Here is a 20,030-nt window from a genome sequence, read left to right as displayed (position 1 = left end):
GGCGTCGCGTCAGCGCATGACGCAGCCCTTCGGATAGCCGACGCGCTTGCAGTAGACGACGTGGGGTGCCGGGCGACGGGCCACGCAGCCTTTGACGTAGACGCCGTTCTGGCAATAGACGACGGGCGCCGGGCGGACGACCGGCGCCGGCCGCACGATGCATCCGACGGGATAGCCGACCCGGGTGCAATAGACCGCGGCCTCGCTGGTGCCGCTGGCGGCCCAAAGCCCGATGGCGGCGAAGAGGCCGGCCAGCGCCGCGAGTTTCAGCTGATGACGGGCTGCCTGCTCCATTACCTGTCTCATGGCGTCGTCTCCCTCGGGCGGACGCCGGCCTGTGCCGGCTTCATCCGCCCGGGTCTTCTTTACCATGCGTCATGTTGGGCAGGTAGGAGCGGCCGGGGGTGATCGCGTCGATGTGCGACGCATGGGGCACCGAAGCTTGGGAGCCAAAGCGGCGCGCACGGGCGCGTCGCGGTCTTGTTCCGATTCGTAATTCGTTATAAGTGAACTTTATTCGCTTATAATTGATTGCGAATTGGAGGAACGTCTTGCTGATCGATGGCGGAACCAGCTCAGCTATATCTCAAAGTCCCTATTGGTGGGATGCCCGCGATCGGGGGCAGGATCAACCTCTGCCTTCCGGCGCCGTCGACGTCGCCGTCATCGGTTCGGGCTATACCGGTCTCTGCGCCGCGCTGCGGCTGGCGCGGGCGGGCGTCCAGGTCCTCGTCGTCGAGGCGGGCGAACTCGGCGAAGGCGGCAGCACGCGAAACGGCGGCATGGTCTCCGGCACGCTCAAGGTCTCGCACCCGCAGCTGGTCAAGACCTACGGCAAGGAGCGGGCGGACCGCATCTTCTTCGAGGCGCAGAATTCGGTTCTCTTCCTCGAGAAGCTGATCTCCGAGAACGCGATCGACTGCGGCTACCGGCGCTACGGCATGTACTTCGCCGCCTATGCACCGAAGCATTACGACGATCTCGCTCGAGAAGCCGAGCAGCTGGACGCGCTCGGCGTCGAGACCCGCATGGTGGCCAAGGCCGACCAGCGGCGCGAGCTTAATTCCGATCTCTATTTCGGCGGCCGCGTTACCACCTTCGCCGGCGGCCTGCATCCGGCGCGCTATCACGCCGGGCTGGTGCGGGCCTGCCGCGAGGCCGGCGTCCGCTTCGTCACGGGTTGCCGCGTCGAGGCGATGAAGAAGGAAGCCGGGCAGTTCACGCTGACGACGGCCAAGGGAACGGTGCGCGCCGGCCGCGTCGTCGTCGCCACCAATGCCTACACGGATGGCGGTCTCTCCTGGTTCAAGCGCCGCGTCATCCCGATCGGCAGCTATATCATCGCGACGGAAGAGCTCGATCCCGGTCGCCTCCGGGCGCTGATCCCGGGCGAGCGCATGATCCAGGATACCAAGCGTAACCTCTACTACTACCGCCTGTCGCCGGATGGCCGCCGCATGATCTTCGGCGGGCGCACCAGCTTCCGGCCGATCAGCGTGCTCGAAAGCGCGCGCCGCCTGCGCCTGTCCATGGCCGAGGTGTTCCCGAGCCTCGCCGATGTCGGCGTTACCCATAGCTGGACCGGCAACGTCGCCTTCACCTTCGACTCGCTGCCGCATCTCGGTTCGCATGAGGGCGTCCACTACGCGCTCGGCTGCTGCGGCCAGGGCGTCGCGCTGATGAGCCATTTCGGCAATTGCCTCGCGGGCGACATCCTCGGCACCGGCGAGGAAAGTGCCTTCGCCTTCAACCCGATCAAGACCGTGCCCGGCTACACCGGCAATCCGTGGTTCATTCCCGTCATCGGCGAATATTACCGCTTCCTGGATTGGCTTGATCGTCCTTCCCGCTCCTGATCCCATCGAAAGGCTCATCATGATCCGCTTTGCCAATCCGCCCGCCGCTCCGCAGCCGCCGAGCCGCTATTCGCAGGTCGCGGTCGCGCCGGCCAATGCCGAATTCGTCTTCCTGTCCGGCCAGGTCGGCCTGAACGACGACGGCAGCATCGCCGAGGGCGCGGAGCGCCAGGCTGAACTGACCTGGAAGCACATCGAGACGCTGCTCGCTTCCGAAGGGCTGACACTGGCCGACGTCGTCAAGGTGACCGGCTACCTGACCAGCGCGGACGATGTCGGCGCCTACAAGGCCGTACGCGACCGGCTGATGCCCGAGCCGCCGCCGGCTTCCACCGTCGTCATCGTCTCGGGCTTCGTCGCCAAGGGCCTTCTCGTCGAAATCGACGTCGTCGCCGTCAAGCGCGCCTGACGCTCAGGACGGTCGCGGCGTCATCACGAAGATCGCGACCGTCCGTTCGGTGGAGGAGGGGTTGAGGAAGGTGTGCAGGAGGCGGGGATCGAAGGTCATCGAATCCCCGGTGTTGAGCTCGAAGCTCTCATTCTCCATCCGCACCAGCAGCGTGCCGGAAACGACGTGGATGAACTCTTCGTCGGCGCGCAGCGAATAGAGCTTCTCGCCACCCGTGCCGAGCGGCTCGATCTCGGTCCAGAGCGCCTGCAGGCGCGTACTGTTGCTGGCCGTCAGCAGCGAATCCGAGACGCCGGTGCCGCCGAAGGAGACCTTCGGCCGCTCGTCGGCGCGCACGACGGTCGACATCGTCGAATTGAACAGGTCGCCGATCGAAAGCCCCAGCGCGTCGCAGAGCCGGACGAGCGACGCCACGGAGGGCGAAGTCTTGTCGTTCTCGATGTCGCTCAGGAAGCTCTTGGTCAGCTCGACCGTCTTCGCGACGCTCTCCAGCGTCAGGTTGAGCTGCCGCCGGCGCTCCTTGATCAGGCCGCCGAACTTCGGGGCTGGCTTCTGTGGCTTGCTGGCCGCAGGCGAAGTGTCCGTCTTCATCGGTAATCCTTGAACTCAGGGTGTAGCACCCTCATACCGCAAGTTCGGTAAAAACGAAATTAGTTGACTTATAGAGAAATCCGGGTAGGACAGTATAGATAAGGGGCAGGGGGAAATCTGCTCCGTTTCCAAGAGGGGAATTAACGTGTCGCAGTCATTCAAGACCGGAATTTTGTGCGCCCTTGCGCTCGCCGCAGCAACGGTACCGTCCTTTGCCGCCGAAGCGCAGCCGTCTTTTGTTGGGGACAAGGTTTTCACCGTCTGCACCGACGCGACGTTCCCGCCGATGGAGTTCTTCGAGAGCGCCGGCAATGCGGAACCCGTCGGCTTCGACATCGACCTTGCCAAGGCGCTGGCCGGTCACTGGGGCGCCGAATCCCGCATCATCGTCTCGGAGTTCACGGGTCTGCTTCCCGGTCTCGACGCCGGCCGCTGCGACGCCGTGATCAGCGGCATCCCGCTGACGCCGGAGCGCGTCGCCTCCTATCCGGGCGTCCCGTATTTCTCGACCGCCGTCGTCGTCTTCGCGGGTGACAAGTCGGGCCTCGTCGTCAACGACGCCACCGATCTTTCCGGCAAGGTCGTCGCCGTCCAGGCCGGCACCAGCTATCTGGCGCGCCTTGAGAAGATCAACGAGACCCTGGCTGCCGAGGGCCGTCCCGCCATCCGCATCCAGACCTATCCGAAGCAGACCGACGTCATCCAGCAGGTTCTGGTCGGCCGCGCCGAGGCGGCGGTCTCGCAGGATACGGAACTCGCCTATCGCAACCTGCAGAAGGAAGGCCAGTTCAAGACCCTCTATTCCTTCCCCGACACCAGCGATTTCGCCGTCTTCATCAAGCGCGTCGATGGTGACGAGGCTGCCGTCAGCGCGGCGGTCGCGGCTCTCGTCAAGGACGGTTCGCTCGGCGAGATCGCCAAGAAGTGGGGAACTTCCGTCGACAGCCTCGTTCCCGGCGTGAGCCAATAATCCGGTCGGGAATGGAGATTACGACATGGCCTTTGATAGTTCGGTCTTCTTCGGGGCGCTGTTCTCCACGGCGTTCCTGAACGGAGCCCTGGTCACGGTCCTGCTCGCGCTGCTCTCGCACGGCGTCGGCATCCTGATTTCCATTCCCGCCGCCCTTTATGTGAGCGGGCCGCCCAGTCCGCTCCGGTGGCTCGTCAAGGGTATCCTTGGCATGCTTCGCGGCGCGCCGACGCTGCTGCAGCTCCTGTTCGTCTGGAACGCGCTGCCGCAGTTCTTCCCGGTGTTCCGCGAGCCGTGGTTCTCGCCGTTCCTGGCGGCTTGGATCGCGCTCAGCCTGAACGAGGCCGCCTACCAGACCGAGATCAACCGCGCCGCGCTCGGCGCCATCGATCCCGGCCAGAAGGCCGCCGGCGTCGCGCTCGGCCTGACGCGGTTCCAGATCCTGCGCCGGATCCTGCTGCCGCAGGCGGTGCGCGTGGCGCTGCCCTCGACCGCGAACGAGTTCATCACGTTGCTGAAGATCACCTCGCTCGCTTCGGTCATCTCGCTCTCCGAGCTGATGAGCGTCACCTCGCGCGCCGTGGCGACCACGTTCCAGTTCACCGAGTACTACGCCGCCGCCTTGGTCTACTACCTGGTCATGGTCTACGTGCTGGTCTTCTTGCAGTCGCGGCTCGAGCGCCGACTCGTCTGGAACACCTCCGCCGCCGAGGCCTCGCCCGGCATGCTGCAGAAGGCGATGGCCTTCTACCGCCGCTCCTGACCCTCACGTCGATTGGTGATCCCCGTGTCCGAAATGATCCGCGTCGAGAACATCAGCAAGCGCTATGGCGACTTCCTCGTGCTGGACAATGTCAGCCTGTCCATCGCCAAGGGCTCCAAGGTCGTCATCTGCGGCCCCTCCGGATCGGGCAAGTCGACCCTGATCCGCTGCATGAACTACCTCGCGCCCCACGATACCGGCGTCGTCGCCATCGAGGGCGTCGAGCCGAAGAGCCGTCGCAGCTGCGAGGCGGTGCGGCGCGAGGTCGGCATGGTGTTCCAGAACTTCAACCTGTTCCCACACCTGACCATCCTCGAGAACTGCATCCTGGCGCCGATGCTGGCGCGCAAGCTCACCCGCGCCCAGGCGACGGAACGGGCGCACCAGTATCTGAAGCGCGTCCATATCGGCGAGCAGGCCAACAAATATCCGACCCAGCTTTCGGGCGGCCAGCAGCAGCGCGTGGCGATCGCTCGCGCGCTCTGCATGGAGCCCAAGGTCATCCTGTTCGACGAGCCGACCTCGGCGCTCGATCCCGAGATGGTCGGCGAAGTCCTCGACGTGATGGTGGAGCTCGCCGGTGACGGCATGACCATGGTCTGCGTGACGCATGAGATGGCCTTCGCCCGCAAGGTCGCCGACCAGATCGTCTTCATGGACAAGGGCCAGATCGTCGAGGTCGCCCCGCCGGAACAGTTCTTCACCTCGGCGTCGTCGCCTCGCGCCAAGACCTTCCTGTCGCAACTCCAGCACTAACCGACCCTGAGTTCGGGATCGGGCCGCCCGGCGCCGCTTCGCGCCACGGCTTCGCTCGTCCCGAGGAAATGGAAACCGCTATGACCGATTTCGACTTCGACGCCGCGCGCAAGGATATGGGCCGCTGGTACTGGTGGGGCATCCCGACCTTCTTCCGCTGCGAGTGGAACGAGGATCCGGCCGCCAGCGACATCGCGCTCCTCGGCGTCCCGCACAGCTCCGGCAACGGCTCGACCGAGCGCGACCAGCATCTCGGCCCTCGCGCCGTCCGCAACGTCTCGGCCCAGTACCGCCGCAGCCATGGCCGCTTCGGCATCACGCCGTGGGATCTCGCCCGCATCAACGACGCCGGCGACGTGCCGCTGCCGGAAGCAATGGTCAACGACGTCTGCGTCCAGCACATCGAGGCCTATGCCCGCCGCTTCAACGATGTCGGCACGCGCCTGGTCTCGATGGGCGGCGATCACGGCATCACCGGCCCGTTGCTCAAGTCGGTCGCCGGCCCCCATTCGAAGCTGACCAACGGCCAGAAGGTGGCCCTGGTGCATTTCGACGCCCACACCGACAGCTACCGCCACCTGCCGCATTGGCTGGGCAGCCGCCGCTCGTCGGCGCATTGGGCGAGCTACACCGTCGAGGAAGGCCATGTCGACGCGCATGCCTCGACCCAGATCGGCATCCGCCCGAATGTCGGCACGCCCGGCTCGAAGAACACCAGTGAGGAACTCGGCTATCGCATCATCGGCATGGACGAGATCGAGGAGATCGGCGTCCAGGGCGTGGTGAAGACCATGCGTGAGCGGATCGGCGACCTGCCGGTCTACGTCACCTTCGACCTTGATTCGCTCGACCCGGCCGACGCCCCCGGCGTCTCGAACCTCGAGCCCGGCTATCCCGGCATCCGCATTGGCGACGCCATGCGCATGCTGCAGGGCCTGCGCGGGCTGAATGTCGTCGGCGCCGACGTCGTCTGCATCATGCCGACCAAGGACAACCCGAACAACATCACCGCGATGAACGCCATGGTCGTGATGTTCGAACTCCTGTCGCTGATGGCCGACTACAAGAAGAACCACGCCTCCGCGTAGTTCCTTCCCGCCGAGCCTATCCCTTCCTTGCCACGAGGACGCCTGATGACCCTGACCCTGAACGATCCCTCGCTCTTGCGGACCCAGTGCTACGTCAATGGCGTCTTCGTCGGGGAGGGCGAGACGCCCGTCACCAATCCGGCGACGGGCGCGGAGCTGGCGCGCGTGCCGGCCTTCGGCGCCAAGGAAGCGACCGAGGCGGTCGAGGCGGCTGAGCGCGCCTTCCGGCCGTGGGCGGCGCGCGTCGCCAAGGATCGCGCCAACATCCTGCGCCGCTGGTTCGACCTGATCGTCGAAAACCGCGACGACCTGGCGCTGATCCTGACCTCGGAGCAGGGCAAGCCGCTCGCCGAGGCCAAGGGTGAGATCGACTATGCCGCGGCTTACGTCGAATTCTATGCGGAAGAGGCGAAGCGGATCGCCGGCGAGACGCTGCCGAGCCACCGCGCCGACGGCCGCATCCTGGTGCTGCGCCAGCCGACCGGCGTCGTCGCGGCGATCACGCCGTGGAATTTCCCCGCCGCGATGATCACGCGCAAGGTCGGCCCGGCGATCGCCGCCGGCTGCACCGTCGTGCTGAAGCCGGCCGGCGAGACGCCTCTGACGGCGCTGGCGCTGGCGGAACTCGCCCAGCGCGCGGGTTTGCCGGCGGGCGTGCTCAACGTCGTCACGGGTCCTGCGCGGCCGATCGGCGAGGTGCTGACCTCGCATCCCGCCATCCGCATCGTCGGCTTCACCGGCTCGACCGAGGTCGGCAAGCAGCTGATGCGGCAGTCGGCCGGCACGGTGAAGAAGGTGGCGCTGGAGCTCGGCGGCAACGCGCCCTTCATCGTCTTCGACGACGCCGATCTCGACGCGGCCGTTGAGGGTGCGATCCTGTCGAAGTTCCGCAATGCCGGCCAGACCTGCGTCTGCACCAACCGCATCTATGTCCAGCGCGGCGTCGAGGCGGCGTTCACCGAGAAGCTCGCCACAGCCGTCGCGGCCTTGAAGGTCGGCGATGGCGTCGGCGGCGACGTGCAACTTGGCCCGCTGATCAACGAAAAGGCGGTTCAGAAGATCGAGGAGCACATCGCCGATGCGCTCGCGAAGGGCGCGCGGACGCTCGTCGGCGGCAAGCGGCATGCGCTCGGCGGTACCTTCTTCGAGCCGACGCTGATCGCCGGCGTCGACGGGACCATGCAGGTCGCCGGCGAGGAGACCTTCGGCCCGCTGGCGCCGGTCTTCGTCTTCGACGACGAGGCCGAGGTCATCGCCAAGGCCAACGACACCGAGTTCGGCCTCGCCGCCTATCTCTATACCCGCGATGTCGGCCGGATCTTCCGCGTCGGCGAGGCGCTCGAATACGGCATGGTCGGCATCAATTCCGGCCTGATCTCGACCGAGCTGGCGCCGTTCGGCGGCGTCAAGGAATCCGGCAATTCCCGCGAGGGCTCGCACCACGGCATCGAGGAATTCGTCGAGAAGAAGTACCTCTTCGTCGGCGGCCTCGATCGCTGAGCCTTCCCGCTCTAAAGTCGGATGTTGGATAGGGGACGCAGGGCCGGTGCGAATCGGCTCTGCGTTTCCGTGTTTGTCCGGCCGGCGAGGGAGCGCGATGACTCAATTTCTGCTCGACGGGCCCGAAAACGGCCGGGCGACCATTTTGCTGGCTCATGGCGCCGGCGCGCCGATGGATTCGGCCTCGATGACCGCGGCGGCGAAGGCGCTCGCTGACGCCGGGTTCCGCGTCGCGCGCTTCGAATTCGCCTATATGGCCTCGCGACGCACCGGCGAGGGACGCAAGCCGCCGCCGCGCGCCGACAAACTGATTCCCGAATATCGCGCCGCCGTGGCCGCGCTTGGGGTGACGGGGCCGCTCATCATCGGCGGGAAATCCATGGGCGGGCGCGTCGCCAGCATGGTCGCGGACGAGCTGCTGGCGGACGGCGCCATCGTCGGGCTGCTCTGCCTCGGCTATCCCTTCCATCCACCGGGAAAGCCCGAGCAATTGCGCACCGCGCATCTCCTCGACCTCAGAACGCCGACTCTGATCTGCCAGGGCACGCGCGACGAGTTCGGCACGCGCGACGATGTCTCGACTTACGCGCTGTCGGATCGAATCGAGATTCTCTGGCTCGAGGATGGCGATCACGACCTGAAGCCGCGCAAGAGCGTCTCCGGCTTTTCGGCCGCGGATCACCTGCGGACGATGGCATCGGCGGTTGCCGAATGGACTGGCGGACTGCCCGGCGGCCGATAGGCCGGAATGCGCGTATCTGTGGAGAATCGATCTCGCCGGCCCGGGCGACGCTGATTGCAAGCCGAGGCGGGCAGGGCCGTCTATCGCGGATGGGAAGAAAGCTGGTGCCGGTTGAGGGGATTGAACCCCCGACCTTCGGTTTACAAAACCGCTGCTCTACCGCTGAGCTAAACCGGCCTAACGTTATATTCTAACGCGATTTCAATAAGTTATGCATGCATGACTCTCGAAAGGCCGATTGTCACGTGCCGTCCTTTGTGCCGTCCGCCAATTGCGCCCGGAACCAAAGGACGCGGTCTCTTCTCCCATCACGCGATCCGCGTCAAGCGCGTGACGCGGGTCGCGTGGGAAAGTTCCATCAGAGATTCGGCGTGCCGAGATGCCGGTGCGCCAGGTAGAGCGACAGCACCGCCGCGTTGGAGACGTTGAGGCTCTTGATCGCGCCGGGCATATCGAGCCTAGCGACGACGTCACAGCGGTCGCGCGTCAGCCGGCGCAGGCCCTTGCCTTCGGCGCCGAGCACCAGGGCGATCCGGTCGCCCTGTATGCCGTCCTCGATCGACGTCGTGCCCTCGCTGTCGAGGCCGACGCAGGTAAAGCCCATGTCGCGGAGATCGGTGAGCGTGGTGGCGAGATTCGGCACCTCGATCATGGCGATGTGCTCGAGCGCGCCGGAAGCCGATTTGGCGAGAACGCCGGTCTCGGTCGGCGCGTGCCGGCCGGTGGTGATCAGCGCGTCGGCGCCGAAGGCGACGGCCGAGCGGAGAATCGCGCCGACATTGTGGGGATCGGTCACCTGGTCGAGCACGACGACGAGACGGGCGTCGCCGAGCGCGTCGAGGGGGAGGGGCTCCAGCGGCGCCACTTCGACGGCGACGCCCTGATGCACGGCCTCGGAGCCGAGCAGCTTGTCGAGATCGCGCGGCGACGTGTCCTTGAGGTCGGCGGGAACGGGCGCTCCCTCCTCGACCAGTCGCGCCGCCGCATTCTGCGTCGCCAGCAGCTGCAAAACCTTGCGCCGGGGATTCGCGAGCACCGCCGCGACGGCGTGGACACCATATATCCACAGCTGATCGGCGCGTCGTTCGGCCGGTGCGTTCGATCCGAAACGCCGGGGGCCGCGCTGGCCGGGTTTGCCCTTGCCGCCCCGGAAATGCCCCGGTTGCCGCTGCGATTTGCTATGTTTGTTTTCGTCGGTCATGGCTCGCTTATACGAGCGGCGCGCGAAACCGGCAATCGAACGCGCCAGCGGAATCGGAGCCATGCACCGAAGCCGTGGAAGTTGTTTTGATATGCGTTGACAGGGCCGGGCAAGCTCGCCATAAGACGCCCATCGAACGACCCGCCCGGCGGGTTTGTCCGGTAACTGCCTGAACGATGACGCTCTGCCGAAGTGATTTGGAGGAGTGCCCGAGTGGTTAAAGGGGACGGACTGTAAATCCGTTGACTTAGTCTACGTTGGTTCGAATCCAACCTCCTCCACCATTTCGACGGAACGTTAGCGTGCGGGTGTAGCTCAATGGTAGAGCAGCAGCCTTCCAAGCTGAATACCCGGGTTCGATTCCCGGTACCCGCTCCATCATCTCGAGTGTGCGCTTTCGCGCGGTTTTGAACGCGATGCGCATCGGTTGGTGGGCAGTTCGAGCCGCCCGGCTCGTAGTGAACGAGACGACAGGAAGCGACGTCGATGGCAAAAGAGAAATTCGAGCGCAATAAGCCGCACTGCAACATTGGCACGATCGGCCACGTTGACCATGGCAAGACGTCGCTGACCGCGGCAATCACCAAGGTCCTGGCCAAGGCCGGCGGCGCGACCTTCAAGGCGTATGACCAGATCGACGCAGCGCCGGAAGAGCGTGCGCGCGGCATCACGATCTCGACGGCGCATGTCGAGTACGAGACGGCCAACCGTCACTACGCCCACGTCGACTGCCCCGGCCACGCCGACTACGTCAAGAACATGATCACCGGTGCCGCCCAGATGGACGGCGCGATCCTGGTCGTGTCGGCCGCCGACGGCCCGATGCCGCAGACCCGCGAGCACATCCTGCTCGCCCGTCAGGTCGGCGTTCCGGCGCTCGTGGTGTTCCTGAACAAGTGCGACCTGGTCGACGATCCGGAGCTGCTCGAGCTCGTCGAGCTCGAAGTCCGCGAGCTGCTGTCGTCCTACGACTTCCCGGGCGATGACATTCCGATCGTCAAGGGTTCGGCCGTCGTCGCGCTGAACGATGGCGACGCCAAGCTCGGCGAGGACGCGATCCTCGAGCTGATGACCGCCGTCGACGCCTACATCCCGCAGCCGGAGCGTCCGGTTGACCAGCCGTTCCTGATGCCGATCGAAGACGTGTTCTCGATCTCGGGCCGCGGCACGGTCGTGACCGGCCGCGTCGAGCGCGGCATCGTCAAGGTCGGCGAGGAAATCGAGATCGTCGGCATCCGTCCGACCGTCAAGACGACCTGCACCGGCGTCGAAATGTTCCGCAAGCTGCTCGACCAGGGCCAGGCCGGCGACAACATCGGCGCGCTGCTTCGCGGCATCGACCGTGAAGGCGTCGAGCGCGGTCAGGTCCTGTGCAAGCCCGGTTCGGTGACGCCGCATACGGTGTTCAAGGCCGAGGCCTACATCTTGACGAAGGAAGAGGGTGGCCGTCACACGCCGTTCTTCACCAACTACCGTCCGCAGTTCTATTTCCGGACGACGGACGTCACGGGCATCGTCACGCTGCCGGAAGGCGTCGAGATGGTGATGCCGGGCGACAACATTTCGGTCGACGTCGAGCTGATCGTGCCGATCGCCATGGAAGAGAAGCTGCGTTTCGCCATCCGTGAAGGCGGTCGTACCGTCGGCGCCGGCGTCGTCGCCAGCATCATTAAGTAATTTCCGCCGCCCGCGCCTCGGCGCGGATCGGTGACAGTTTGAAGGGCGGATGCGCGCGAGCGTGTCCGCCCTTTCTGTTTTCTCGCCGGATTTTTCGAGCGGGCGCGAGGGCGCGCGTTGGCCGGGGAGGGTGCTTGCCTCCGCGGTCTGGGACCGGCTAGCCTTTTCCCGAAATCAGCGGGGGCTGGGCTGGAATGATGGTGACGATGTCGGGCGCCGATTGGCGATTCGCCCGGCCGTGTGATGCGCGGTTGCCTCGATGTCGGACGCGTCGGGGGGGGGTTATGCGGTCGATGCGAATCGTAGGCCAGGCCGTCCGGCAACTTCTTCTCGCCATCTTCCTGATTCTGCCGGCCCTTGTTTTGCCGGCAATGGCCGAGGGATGTCCGGAGCAGCCGCCCTGCCGGGGCTGCGGCTGCAAGGGCGGTCCGGGCTATCGCGGCCCCGACGGGCGCTGCGTGGGCTTCCGGGCGCTCCACAAGGTGTGCGGCGATCCGCCCGAGAGCCGTTGCGTCTTCGAGAATGCGCCGGGAGCCGGCGCCAACCGCGAATGTGCCCTGGCCAAGCCGTCGAAGCCGGGTAGGGGTCAACCGGCCGACGGCATTCTTCCGTCGATTTTGGGCGGACAGCCTGTTGAGAACCCGGCTATGGACTTGCGCTAATCGCGTGGTCTCGCTATGAAATCGCCGCGCCCACATGTTGCGGGTGTGTGTAGGGGTATAGCTCAGCTGGTAGAGCGACGGTCTCCAAAACCGTAGGTCGTAGGTTCGAATCCTACTGCCCCTGCCAAATTAACACTTGAGGAATCGATTGATCGGTTCTATGTAACGCTTCCCAGCGGGGTGCGCAGACGGCCGTTTGCGCGCCCGCAAGCCGTGAGCGGGTAATGGCCACCAAAACAAATCCAATTACGTTCCTCCAGCAGGTACGTGCGGAGGTATCGAAGGTCGTATGGCCGTCGCGTCGCGAAACCGCGATCACGACAGTCATGGTCTTCGTTATGGCCGTCCTGGCGAGCCTCTTCTTCACAGTGGCCGATTTCGGCCTGAGCTGGGGCGTTTCGTTCCTGCTCGGCATCGGTCGATAGGCGGAGGCGGTTCTTTGGATAAACGCTGGTATATCGTTCACGCCTATTCGAACTTCGAAAAGAAGGTCGCGGAGTCGATTCGCGAGCAGGCGGGCCAGCGTGGCCTCGCCGATCTTTTCGACGAGATCCTGGTTCCGACCGAGAAGGTCGTCGAGGTTCGTCGCGGTCGCAAGGTCGACGCCGAGCGCAAATTCTTCCCGGGTTACGTACTCGTGAAGATGGCGCTCACCGATGACGCCTATCATCTGATCAAGAACACGCCGAAGGTTACGGGCTTCCTCGGTTCCGACAATCGGCCGATGCCGATCTCGGAAGCCGAAGCCAACCGCATCATCCATCAGGTGCAGGAAGGCGTGGAGCGGCCGAAGCCGTCCGTCAGCTTCGAAGTCGGCGAGCAGGTTCGCGTGTCGGACGGTCCGTTTGCCTCTTTCAACGGCCTTGTCGAGGAAGTCGACGAGGTCCGCGCGCGGCTCAAGGTCGCCGTGTCGATTTTCGGGCGCGCCACTCCGGTGGAGCTCGAATACGGTCAGGTCGAAAAGCTCTGATCGTCAGGGCGTGGGAGGGTGCGGCGCTCGCCAGGTGTCGCCATCCGAACCACGCCATTCCTGCCAGCTGAGGCTGGCGCCGGGCCGACGTGATGTCGGTCCACCTCGTCGGCGGGCTGCCGGCATGGGAAAGGAACAGAAATGGCAAAGAAAGTTGCCGGCTACCTGAAGCTTCAGGTGAAGGCCGCATCGGCGACCCCGTCGCCGCCGATCGGCCCCGCGCTCGGCCAGCGCGGCATCAACATCATGGAATTCTGCAAGGCGTTCAACGCGCAGACCCAGGAACTCGAGAAGGGTTCGCCGGTCCCGGTCGTCATCACCTACTACCAGGACAAGTCGTTCACCTTCGTCATGAAGACGGCTCCCGTGAGCTTCCTTCTGAAGAAGGCCGCTGGCCTGCCCAAGGGCGGCACGACGCCCGGCAAGGGCGCTCCCGCTGGTTCGGTCACGCGCGCCCAGTGCGTCGAGATCGCCAAGCAGAAGCTGAAGGATCTGAACGCCGAGAATATCGATGCGGCGGCTCGGATGATCGAGGGCTCTGCCCGGTCCATTGGCCTCACGGTGGTTGACTGATCATGGCTCACGGTAAGCGCGTCATCAACGCCCGCGAGGGCATCGATCGCAACAAGCTCTATCCGATCAGCGTCGCAGTGGCGCTCATCAAGGATCGCGCCAACGCGAAGTTCGACGAGACCATCGAGGTCGCTCTGAACCTCGGCGTCGATCCCCGCCATGCCGACCAGATGGTCCGCGGCGTCTGCAACCTGCCGAACGGCTCCGGCCGCACGGTCCGCGTCGCGGTTTTCGCGCGCGGCGCCAAGGCCGAAGAGGCCAAGGCAGCCGGTGCCGACATCGTCGGCGCCGAGGATCTGCTCGAGATCGTTCAGGGCGGCACGATCGATTTCGATCGCTGCATCGCGACCCCGGACATGATGCCGCTCGTCGGCCGTCTCGGTAAGGTGCTCGGCCCGCGCGGCCTGATGCCGAACCCGAAGGTCGGCTCGGTGACCATGGACGTCGCCACCGCCGTCAAGGGCGCCAAGGGCGGCTCGGTCGAGTTCCGCGTCGAGAAGGCTGGTATCATCCACGCCGGCATCGGCAAGGCGAGCTTCGACACCGAGAAGCTGGTCCAGAACATCAAGGCTTTCGTGGACGCCGTCCAGAAGGCCCGTCCGACCGGCGCCAAGGGCACGTACCTGCAGAAGGTCGCCGTGTCCTCGACCATGGGCCCCGGCGTCCATGTCGACCCGGCTACCACGCTGGGCGCCTAAGGCGTAGAGATCTCCGCCCGGTCTTCCGGGCGGCAAGATGGCCGGCGGAGGGTTCACCCTCCGCCCGGTCAAATACCTGTCCGAGACTGCAGGGGCCGGCTCGCCGGCTTAATCTCCTGCATAGACGGGGGGAAGATGGATTTTCGGCGCAAGCCGTTATCGGTTCGAACCTCTTTGACCCGAAGCCCGCGAGGGTGGCTGGGGGACAGGAACGCAGCGCCGCGATCGGATTTCTGGTCGTGGCATACGTAACCGGCGGACCCGACCGAAACGTCGACCGCCAACTGGAGAGAGGCAAGTGGAAAGAGCGGAAAAACGCGAACTTGTCTCGACGATGAACGAGGTCTTCCAGGAGACCAATGTCGTCGTCGTGGCACACTATGCCGGCCTCACCGTCGCCGAGCTCACCGCCCTTCGTGGCAAGGCTCGCGTGGCAGGGGTCAGCGTAAAGGTCGCAAAGAACCGCCTCGTCAAGCTCGCCCTTCAAGGCACGGACTCTGCCCACATTGCGGACCTGTTCACGGGTCCGACGATCGTCGCCTATTCCGACGATCCGGTGGCAGCGCCCAAGGTTGTGTCCGATTTCGCCAAGACGAATGACAAGCTCGTCATTCTCGGCGGCGCGATGGGCAAGACCAATCTGGATCCGAACGGCGTCAAGGCTCTTGCCACGCTGCCGTCGCTCGACGAACTCCGCGGCAAGCTGGTCGGCCTCATTCAGGCCCCGGCTACCAAGATCGCGACGGTCGTCAGCGCACCCGCGGCGCAGCTTGCCCGCGTGTTCGGCGCCTATGCCAAGAAGGATGAAGCGGCGTAGGCCGTTCTCTCATCAACTGAAGTTCGAACCTGATAGGAAGATAAAATGGCTGATCTCGCTAAGCTCGTGGACGACCTGTCCGCCCTGACCGTGCTCGAGGCTGCTGAGCTGTCCAAGCTTCTCGAAGAGAAGTGGGGCGTCTCGGCTGCGGCTCCGGTCGCTGTTGCAGCAGCTGCCGCAGCTCCGGCTGCCGCTGTTGAAGAGAAGACCGAATTCGACGTCATCCTCGTCGACGCCGGCGCGAACAAGATCAACGTGATCAAGGAAGTCCGCGCGATCACGGCTCTTGGCCTCAAGGAAGCCAAGGACCTGGTCGAAGCTGCTCCGAAGGCTGTCAAGGAAGCCGTCTCGAAGGACGAAGCTGCCAAGCTCAAGGCTCAGCTCGAGGGCGCAGGCGCCAAGGTCGACGTCAAGTAAGTCGACTGAATTCGGCCGGCCCCGGATTGCCGGGGCCGGTTTCCATCGTGGTCCATAAGGACCGCTATCCAGAGAGCCGCGCCCAAGCGCGGCTATACGGCTTTCCGGATAGCTGTTCTTGAACGTAAAGAAGGAGCGAACATGGCCCTGGAATTCACCGGTCGTAAGCGCATCCGCAAAGTCTTCGGGTCCATCGGCGACGTGGCCGAGATGCCGAACCTCATCGAGGTTCAGAAGGCGTCCTACGACCAATTCCTCATGGTTGAGGAAACGAAGGGCGGGCGTCCGGACGAAGGTTTGCAGGCCGTCTTCAAATCCGTATTCCCGATCTCCGATTTCTCGAACACGTCGCTGCTCGAGTTCGTCCGTTATGACTTCGATCCGCCGAAGTATGACGTCGACGAGTGCCGCCAGCGCGGCATTACCTTCTCGGCGCCGCTCAAGGTGACGCTCCGCCTGATCGTGTTCGATGTCGACGAGGACACCGGCGCGAAGTCCGTCAAGGACATCAAGGAGCAGGAAGTCTACATGGGCGAAATGCCCCTGATGACGTCCAACGGCACCTTCATCGTCAACGGCACCGAGCGCGTGATCGTCTCGCAGATGCACCGTTCGCCGGGCGTCTTCTTCGATCACGACAAGGGCAAGACCCATTCGTCGGGCAAGCTCCTGTTCGCCGCCCGCATCATCCCGTATCGCGGGTCCTGGCTCGACATCGAGTTCGACGCCAAGGACATCGTGCATGCGCGCATCGACCGTCGCCGCAAGATTCCGGTGACGTCGCTGATGTTCGCGCTCGGCATGGACGGCGAAGAGATCCTCGACACCTTCTATTCGAAGATCGTCTACTCCAAGGTCGGCGACGGCTGGCGCATGCCTTATGATCCGGCCCGCATGAAGGGTCTGAAGGCTGCGACCGACCTGATCGACGCCGACACGGGCGAAGTCGTCATCGAGGCCGGCAAGAAGCTGACGGCTCGCGCCGCCCGCGCGATTGCCGAGAAGGGCGTCAAGGCGCTGAAGGTTCTCGACGAGGACCTGCACGGCACCTACATCGCCGAGGACATCGTCAATCCGTCGACGGGCGAAGTCTACGCCGAGGCCGGCGACGAGATCAGCGAGAAGCTGCTCCAGGTCCTGGATGACGCCGGCTTCGACGAAGTCACCGTTCTCGACATCGACCACATCAACATCGGCGCCTACATCCGCAACACGCTCGCCGTGGACAAGAACGAGTCGCGTGAAGACGCGCTGTTCGACATCTACCGCGTGATGCGCCCGGGCGAGCCGCCGACCGTCGATACCGCGACGGCGATGTTCCAGTCGCTGTTCTTCGACAGCGAGCGCTACGACCTGTCGGCCGTCGGCCGCGTCAAGATGAACATGCGCCTCGACCTGACGGCCGAGGACACCGTGCGCGTGCTCCGCAAGGAGGACATCCTCGCGGTCATCAAGACGCTCGTCGAGCTGCGTGACGGCCAGGGCGAGATCGACGACATCGACAATCTCGGCAATCGCCGCGTGCGTTCGGTGGGCGAGCTGATGGAAAATCAGTATCGCGTCGGTCTGCTGCGCATGGAGCGCGCCATCAAGGAGCGCATGTCGTCGGTCGAGATCGGCAACGTCATGCCGCAGGACCTGATCAACGCGAAGCCGGCGGCTGCCGCCGTGCGCGAGTTCTTCGGTTCCTCGCAGCTGTCGCAGTTCATGGACCAGACCAATCCGCTTTCGGAAATCACCCACAAGCGTCGTCTTTCGGCGCTTGGCCCGGGTGGTCTGACCCGCGAGCGCGCCGGCTTCGAAGTCCGCGACGTGCATCCGACGCACTATGGCCGTATCTGCCCGATCGAGACGCCGGAAGGCCCGAACATCGGCCTGATCAACTCGCTCGCGACGTTCGCCCGCGTCAACAAGTACGGCTTCATCGAGAGCCCGTACCGGCGCGTCAAGGACGGTGTCGCGACGAGCGAGATCATCTATCTGTCGGCCATGGAAGAGTCGAAGTACTACGTCGCCCAGGCGAACGTGGCGCTCGATCCGGCCGGCAAGCTGACGGAAGACCTCATCGTCTGCCGCCATTCCGGCGAGAACGTCATGGTCACCTCCGACCGCGTCGACTTCATGGACGTGTCGCCGAAGCAGCTCGTTTCGGTCGCCGCGGCTCTGATCCCGTTCCTCGAGAACGACGACGCCAACCGCGCCCTCATGGGCTCGAACATGCAGCGCCAGGCGGTGCCGCTCGTTCGCGCCGAGGCGCCGTTCGTCGGAACCGGCATGGAATCGGTCGTTGCCCGTGACTCGGGCGCTGCCATCGCGGCCCGCCGCGGCGGTGTCGTCGACCAGGTGGACGCGACGCGTATCGTCATTCGTGCGACTGAGGACCTTGATCCTTCGAAGTCGGGTGTCGATATCTACCGTCTGATGAAGTTCCAGCGTTCGAACCAGTCGACCTGCATCAACCAGCGGCCGCTTGTCCGCGTGGGCGATCGCGTCGGCAAGGGCGATATCCTGGCGGACGGCCCGTCGACGGATCTCGGTGATCTGGCGCTGGGCCGGAACGTGCTCGTCGCGTTCATGCCGTGGAACGGCTATAACTTCGAGGATTCGATCCTCCTGTCCGAGCGCATCGTGTCCGATGACGTCTTCACCTCGATCCATATCGAGGAGTTCGAGGTCATGGCGCGCGACACCAAGCTCGGTCCGGAAGAAATCACGCGCGACATTCCGAACGTTTCGGAAGAAGCGCTGAAGAACCTCGACGAAGCCGGCATCGTCTACATCGGCGCCGACGTCCAGGCCGGCGACATCCTCGTCGGCAAGATCACGCCGAAGGGTGAAAGCCCGATGACGCCGGAAGAGAAGCTTCTGCGCGCCATCTTCGGCGAGAAGGCTTCCGACGTCCGTGACACCTCGCTCCGCGTTCCGCCGGGCGTGACCGGCACCATCGTGGAAGTGCGCGTCTTCAACCGCCATGGCGTGGAGAAGGACGAGCGCGCGATGGCGATCGAGCGCGAGGAGATCGAGCGTCTCGCCAAGGACCGTGACGACGAGCAGGCCATTCTGGACCGCAACGTCTATGGCCGCCTGATCGACATGTTCGAGGGCAAGACCGCTTCCAGCGGCCCGAAGAACTTCAAGAAGGACACCGTGCTGACGCGCGATGTCATCGAGGAGTATCCGCGGTCGCAGTGGTGGCAGTTCGCCTTCGCCGACGAAAAGCTGATGGGCGAGATCGAGGCCCTTCGCGGATCCTACGACGAGAGCCGCAAGCGGCTGGAGAAGCGCTTTATCGATAAGGTCGAGAAGCTGCAGCGCGGCGACGAGCTGCCTCCGGGCGTGATGAAGATGGTCAAGGTCTTCGTCGCGGTGAAGCGCAAGATCCAGCCGGGCGACAAGATGGCCGGCCGTCACGGCAACAAGGGTGTCGTGTCGCGGATCACGCCGATCCAGGACATGCCGTTCCTCGAGGACGGCACGCATGTCGACATCGTGCTCAATCCGCTCGGCGTGCCGAGCCGCATGAACGTCGGCCAGATCCTGGAGACGCATCTGGGCTGGGCTTGCGCCGGCATGGGCCTGAAGATCGGCAAGATGCTCGAGGACTACAAGAAGTCGGGCGACGTCAAGCCGCTCCGTCTGACCCTCGACGGCATCTACAACGGTCCGAAGGACGAGCCGATCTCGGAGCTGGACGACGCCTCGGTCGTCCGGATGAGCGAGCATCTGAAGAAGGGCGTCTCGATTGCGACGCCGGTCTTCGACGGTGCGCGCGAGCCGGACATCGTCGAGATGCTGGAGGAGGCGGGTCTGCATGCCTCCGGTCAGTCGGTGCTCTATGACGGACGCACGGGTGAGGCGTTCGACCGCAAGGTGACAGTGGGCTACATCTACATGCTCAAGCTGCACCACCTGGTCGACGACAAGATCCACGCCCGTTCGATCGGCCCGTACTCGCTCGTCACGCAGCAGCCGCTGGGTGGCAAGGCGCAGTTCGGCGGCCAGCGCTTCGGCGAGATGGAGGTGTGGGCTCTCGAAGCCTATGGCGCCGCCTACACGCTGCAGGAAATGCTGACCGTGAAGTCGGACGACGTGGCCGGCCGTACCAAGGTCTACGAGGCGATCGTCCGTGGCGACGACACGTTCGAGGCCGGTATTCCGGAATCGTTCAACGTGCTGGTCAAGGAAATGCGGTCGCTCGGGCTCGACGTCGAGCTCAACCAGTCCAAGCAGTCCTTGGACGCGGAGGCGAACGCGCGGCTTCCGGACGCGGCGGAATAGTCCGCCGCGGTTTCCACGAGGCCCATTCAGTTTACATGCGGTGGTCCGGCAAGAGGCGTAGT

19 protein-coding genes and 4 tRNA genes are annotated in these 20,030 nt (G+C 64.7%); 19 read left to right on the top strand and 4 right to left on the bottom strand.

Features of this window, described 5'->3' with window-relative positions; translation table 11 throughout:
• Positions 1 to 9 precede the first annotated feature (9 nt).
• Positions 10 to 306, bottom strand: a complete 297-nt coding sequence (locus AC6HZP_RS15880) for a hypothetical protein (RefSeq protein ID WP_201400088.1) — start codon at positions 304 to 306, stop codon at positions 10 to 12.
• 245 nt (positions 307 to 551) lie between these two features.
• Here AC6HZP_RS15880 and AC6HZP_RS15875 point away from each other — a divergent pair, with 245 nt between their 5' ends.
• Both AC6HZP_RS15875 and AC6HZP_RS15870 read left to right on the top strand, forming a co-directional pair.
• Positions 552 to 1,856, top strand: a complete 1,305-nt coding sequence (locus AC6HZP_RS15875) for an NAD(P)/FAD-dependent oxidoreductase (protein ID WP_497523623.1) — start codon at positions 552 to 554, stop codon at positions 1,854 to 1,856.
• A gap of 19 nt (positions 1,857 to 1,875) precedes the next feature.
• Positions 1,876 to 2,265: a RidA family protein gene (locus AC6HZP_RS15870; protein WP_497523622.1), complete on the top strand. Its 390-nt coding sequence runs from the start codon at positions 1,876 to 1,878 to the stop codon at positions 2,263 to 2,265.
• Between the two features lie 3 nt (positions 2,266 to 2,268).
• Here the strand turns inward: AC6HZP_RS15870 and AC6HZP_RS15865 are convergent, their stop codons facing one another.
• On the bottom strand, positions 2,269 to 2,856 hold the full coding sequence (locus tag AC6HZP_RS15865) for a helix-turn-helix domain-containing protein (RefSeq protein WP_497523621.1): 588 nt from the start codon (positions 2,854 to 2,856) through the stop codon (positions 2,269 to 2,271).
• A 145-nt stretch (positions 2,857 to 3,001) separates the two neighbouring features.
• On the opposite strand from AC6HZP_RS15865, the gene AC6HZP_RS15860 reads away from it, so the two are divergent.
• The 6 genes from AC6HZP_RS15860 (at position 3,002) to AC6HZP_RS15835 (ending at position 8,675) form a co-directional block, all read left to right on the top strand.
• Positions 3,002 to 3,826, top strand: coding sequence for a transporter substrate-binding domain-containing protein (locus AC6HZP_RS15860; protein WP_497523620.1), 825 nt, complete (start codon positions 3,002 to 3,004; stop codon positions 3,824 to 3,826).
• Positions 3,827 to 3,851: 25 nt separating this feature from the next.
• A complete protein-coding gene (locus AC6HZP_RS15855; protein WP_201400083.1) occupies positions 3,852 to 4,589 on the top strand; it encodes an amino acid ABC transporter permease in 738 nt (245 codons plus the stop codon).
• 33 nt (positions 4,590 to 4,622) lie between these two features.
• On the top strand, positions 4,623 to 5,345 hold the full coding sequence (locus AC6HZP_RS15850; protein ID WP_497526811.1) for an amino acid ABC transporter ATP-binding protein: 723 nt from the start codon (positions 4,623 to 4,625) through the stop codon (positions 5,343 to 5,345).
• Between the two features lie 80 nt (positions 5,346 to 5,425).
• The gene (locus AC6HZP_RS15845) at positions 5,426 to 6,433 is read left to right on the top strand and encodes an arginase family protein (protein ID WP_497523619.1); all 1,008 of its coding nucleotides are present in this window, start codon (positions 5,426 to 5,428) and stop codon (positions 6,431 to 6,433) included.
• A 45-nt stretch (positions 6,434 to 6,478) separates the two neighbouring features.
• The gene (locus AC6HZP_RS15840; RefSeq protein WP_497523618.1) at positions 6,479 to 7,933 is read left to right on the top strand and encodes an NAD-dependent succinate-semialdehyde dehydrogenase; all 1,455 of its coding nucleotides are present in this window, start codon (positions 6,479 to 6,481) and stop codon (positions 7,931 to 7,933) included.
• A 97-nt stretch (positions 7,934 to 8,030) separates the two neighbouring features.
• Entirely contained in the window at positions 8,031 to 8,675 is a 645-nt protein-coding gene (locus AC6HZP_RS15835) for an alpha/beta hydrolase family protein (protein ID WP_497523617.1), read from the top strand.
• A gap of 102 nt (positions 8,676 to 8,777) precedes the next feature.
• Here AC6HZP_RS15835 and AC6HZP_RS15830 read toward each other — a convergent pair.
• Both AC6HZP_RS15830 and rlmB read right to left on the bottom strand, forming a co-directional pair.
• A tRNA-Thr gene (locus tag AC6HZP_RS15830) sits at positions 8,778 to 8,852 on the bottom strand.
• Between the two features lie 181 nt (positions 8,853 to 9,033).
• Complete coding sequence (gene rlmB, locus AC6HZP_RS15825; protein WP_497523616.1) at positions 9,034 to 9,876, bottom strand: 23S rRNA (guanosine(2251)-2'-O)-methyltransferase RlmB; 843 nt, start codon at positions 9,874 to 9,876, stop codon at positions 9,034 to 9,036.
• Between the two features lie 199 nt (positions 9,877 to 10,075).
• Here rlmB and AC6HZP_RS15820 point away from each other — a divergent pair.
• The 11 genes from AC6HZP_RS15820 (at position 10,076) to rpoB (ending at position 19,968) form a co-directional block, all read left to right on the top strand.
• A tRNA-Tyr gene (locus AC6HZP_RS15820) sits at positions 10,076 to 10,160 on the top strand.
• A 20-nt stretch (positions 10,161 to 10,180) separates the two neighbouring features.
• Positions 10,181 to 10,254 (top strand) — tRNA-Gly (locus tag AC6HZP_RS15815).
• Positions 10,255 to 10,362: 108 nt separating this feature from the next.
• Positions 10,363 to 11,553 (top strand): elongation factor Tu, encoded by a 1,191-nt coding sequence (gene tuf / locus AC6HZP_RS15810; protein WP_201400078.1) that lies wholly within the window; start codon positions 10,363 to 10,365, stop codon positions 11,551 to 11,553.
• A gap of 713 nt (positions 11,554 to 12,266) precedes the next feature.
• Positions 12,267 to 12,342: transfer RNA gene (locus tag AC6HZP_RS15805), tRNA-Trp, on the top strand.
• 97 nt (positions 12,343 to 12,439) lie between these two features.
• Positions 12,440 to 12,640: a preprotein translocase subunit SecE gene (gene secE, locus AC6HZP_RS15800; RefSeq protein WP_201400077.1), complete on the top strand. Its 201-nt coding sequence runs from the start codon at positions 12,440 to 12,442 to the stop codon at positions 12,638 to 12,640.
• Positions 12,641 to 12,654: 14 nt separating this feature from the next.
• A complete protein-coding gene (gene nusG, locus AC6HZP_RS15795; protein WP_018184655.1) occupies positions 12,655 to 13,185 on the top strand; it encodes a transcription termination/antitermination protein NusG in 531 nt (176 codons plus the stop codon).
• A 141-nt stretch (positions 13,186 to 13,326) separates the two neighbouring features.
• Positions 13,327 to 13,758 carry a 50S ribosomal protein L11 gene (gene rplK, locus AC6HZP_RS15790; RefSeq protein WP_201400076.1) on the top strand — a complete coding sequence of 144 codons (432 nt, stop codon included), beginning with the start codon at positions 13,327 to 13,329 and terminating at the stop codon, positions 13,756 to 13,758.
• 2 nt (positions 13,759 to 13,760) lie between these two features.
• Positions 13,761 to 14,456 (top strand): 50S ribosomal protein L1, encoded by a 696-nt coding sequence (gene rplA / locus AC6HZP_RS15785; RefSeq protein WP_305798436.1) that lies wholly within the window; start codon positions 13,761 to 13,763, stop codon positions 14,454 to 14,456.
• Positions 14,457 to 14,754: 298 nt separating this feature from the next.
• Entirely contained in the window at positions 14,755 to 15,273 is a 519-nt protein-coding gene (gene rplJ / locus AC6HZP_RS15780) for a 50S ribosomal protein L10 (protein ID WP_201400075.1), read from the top strand.
• A gap of 45 nt (positions 15,274 to 15,318) precedes the next feature.
• A complete protein-coding gene (gene rplL, locus AC6HZP_RS15775) occupies positions 15,319 to 15,690 on the top strand; it encodes a 50S ribosomal protein L7/L12 (protein ID WP_201400074.1) in 372 nt (123 codons plus the stop codon).
• A gap of 141 nt (positions 15,691 to 15,831) precedes the next feature.
• Positions 15,832 to 19,968 carry a DNA-directed RNA polymerase subunit beta gene (gene rpoB / locus AC6HZP_RS15770; protein ID WP_497523615.1) on the top strand — a complete coding sequence of 1,379 codons (4,137 nt, stop codon included), beginning with the start codon at positions 15,832 to 15,834 and terminating at the stop codon, positions 19,966 to 19,968.
• Positions 19,969 to 20,030: the final 62 nt, after the last annotated feature.

The sequence above is a fragment of the Kaistia sp. SLG-1 genome (genome assembly GCF_059699055.1).
This window is presented reverse-complemented; position numbering and strand designations above follow the sequence as displayed.

Coding starts and splice junctions, on each gene's coding strand:
- AC6HZP_RS15880 (WP_201400088.1), bottom strand. CDS start 306: ATGAGACAGGTAATGGAGCAGGCAGCCCGTCATCAGCTGAAACTCGCG.
- AC6HZP_RS15870 (WP_497523622.1), top strand. CDS start 1,876: ATGATCCGCTTTGCCAATCCGCCCGCCGCTCCGCAGCCGCCGAGCCGC.
- AC6HZP_RS15865 (WP_497523621.1), bottom strand. CDS start 2,856: ATGAAGACGGACACTTCGCCTGCGGCCAGCAAGCCACAGAAGCCAGCC.
- AC6HZP_RS15855 (WP_201400083.1), top strand. CDS start 3,852: ATGGCCTTTGATAGTTCGGTCTTCTTCGGGGCGCTGTTCTCCACGGCG.
- AC6HZP_RS15850 (WP_497526811.1), top strand. CDS start 4,623: ATGATCCGCGTCGAGAACATCAGCAAGCGCTATGGCGACTTCCTCGTG.
- AC6HZP_RS15845 (WP_497523619.1), top strand. CDS start 5,426: ATGACCGATTTCGACTTCGACGCCGCGCGCAAGGATATGGGCCGCTGG.
- AC6HZP_RS15840 (WP_497523618.1), top strand. CDS start 6,479: ATGACCCTGACCCTGAACGATCCCTCGCTCTTGCGGACCCAGTGCTAC.
- AC6HZP_RS15835 (WP_497523617.1), top strand. CDS start 8,031: ATGACTCAATTTCTGCTCGACGGGCCCGAAAACGGCCGGGCGACCATT.
- rlmB (WP_497523616.1), bottom strand. CDS start 9,876: ATGACCGACGAAAACAAACATAGCAAATCGCAGCGGCAACCGGGGCAT.
- tuf (WP_201400078.1), top strand. CDS start 10,363: ATGGCAAAAGAGAAATTCGAGCGCAATAAGCCGCACTGCAACATTGGC.
- secE (WP_201400077.1), top strand. CDS start 12,440: ATGGCCACCAAAACAAATCCAATTACGTTCCTCCAGCAGGTACGTGCG.
- rplK (WP_201400076.1), top strand. CDS start 13,327: ATGGCAAAGAAAGTTGCCGGCTACCTGAAGCTTCAGGTGAAGGCCGCA.
- rplA (WP_305798436.1), top strand. CDS start 13,761: ATGGCTCACGGTAAGCGCGTCATCAACGCCCGCGAGGGCATCGATCGC.
- rplL (WP_201400074.1), top strand. CDS start 15,319: ATGGCTGATCTCGCTAAGCTCGTGGACGACCTGTCCGCCCTGACCGTG.
- rpoB (WP_497523615.1), top strand. CDS start 15,832: ATGGCCCTGGAATTCACCGGTCGTAAGCGCATCCGCAAAGTCTTCGGG.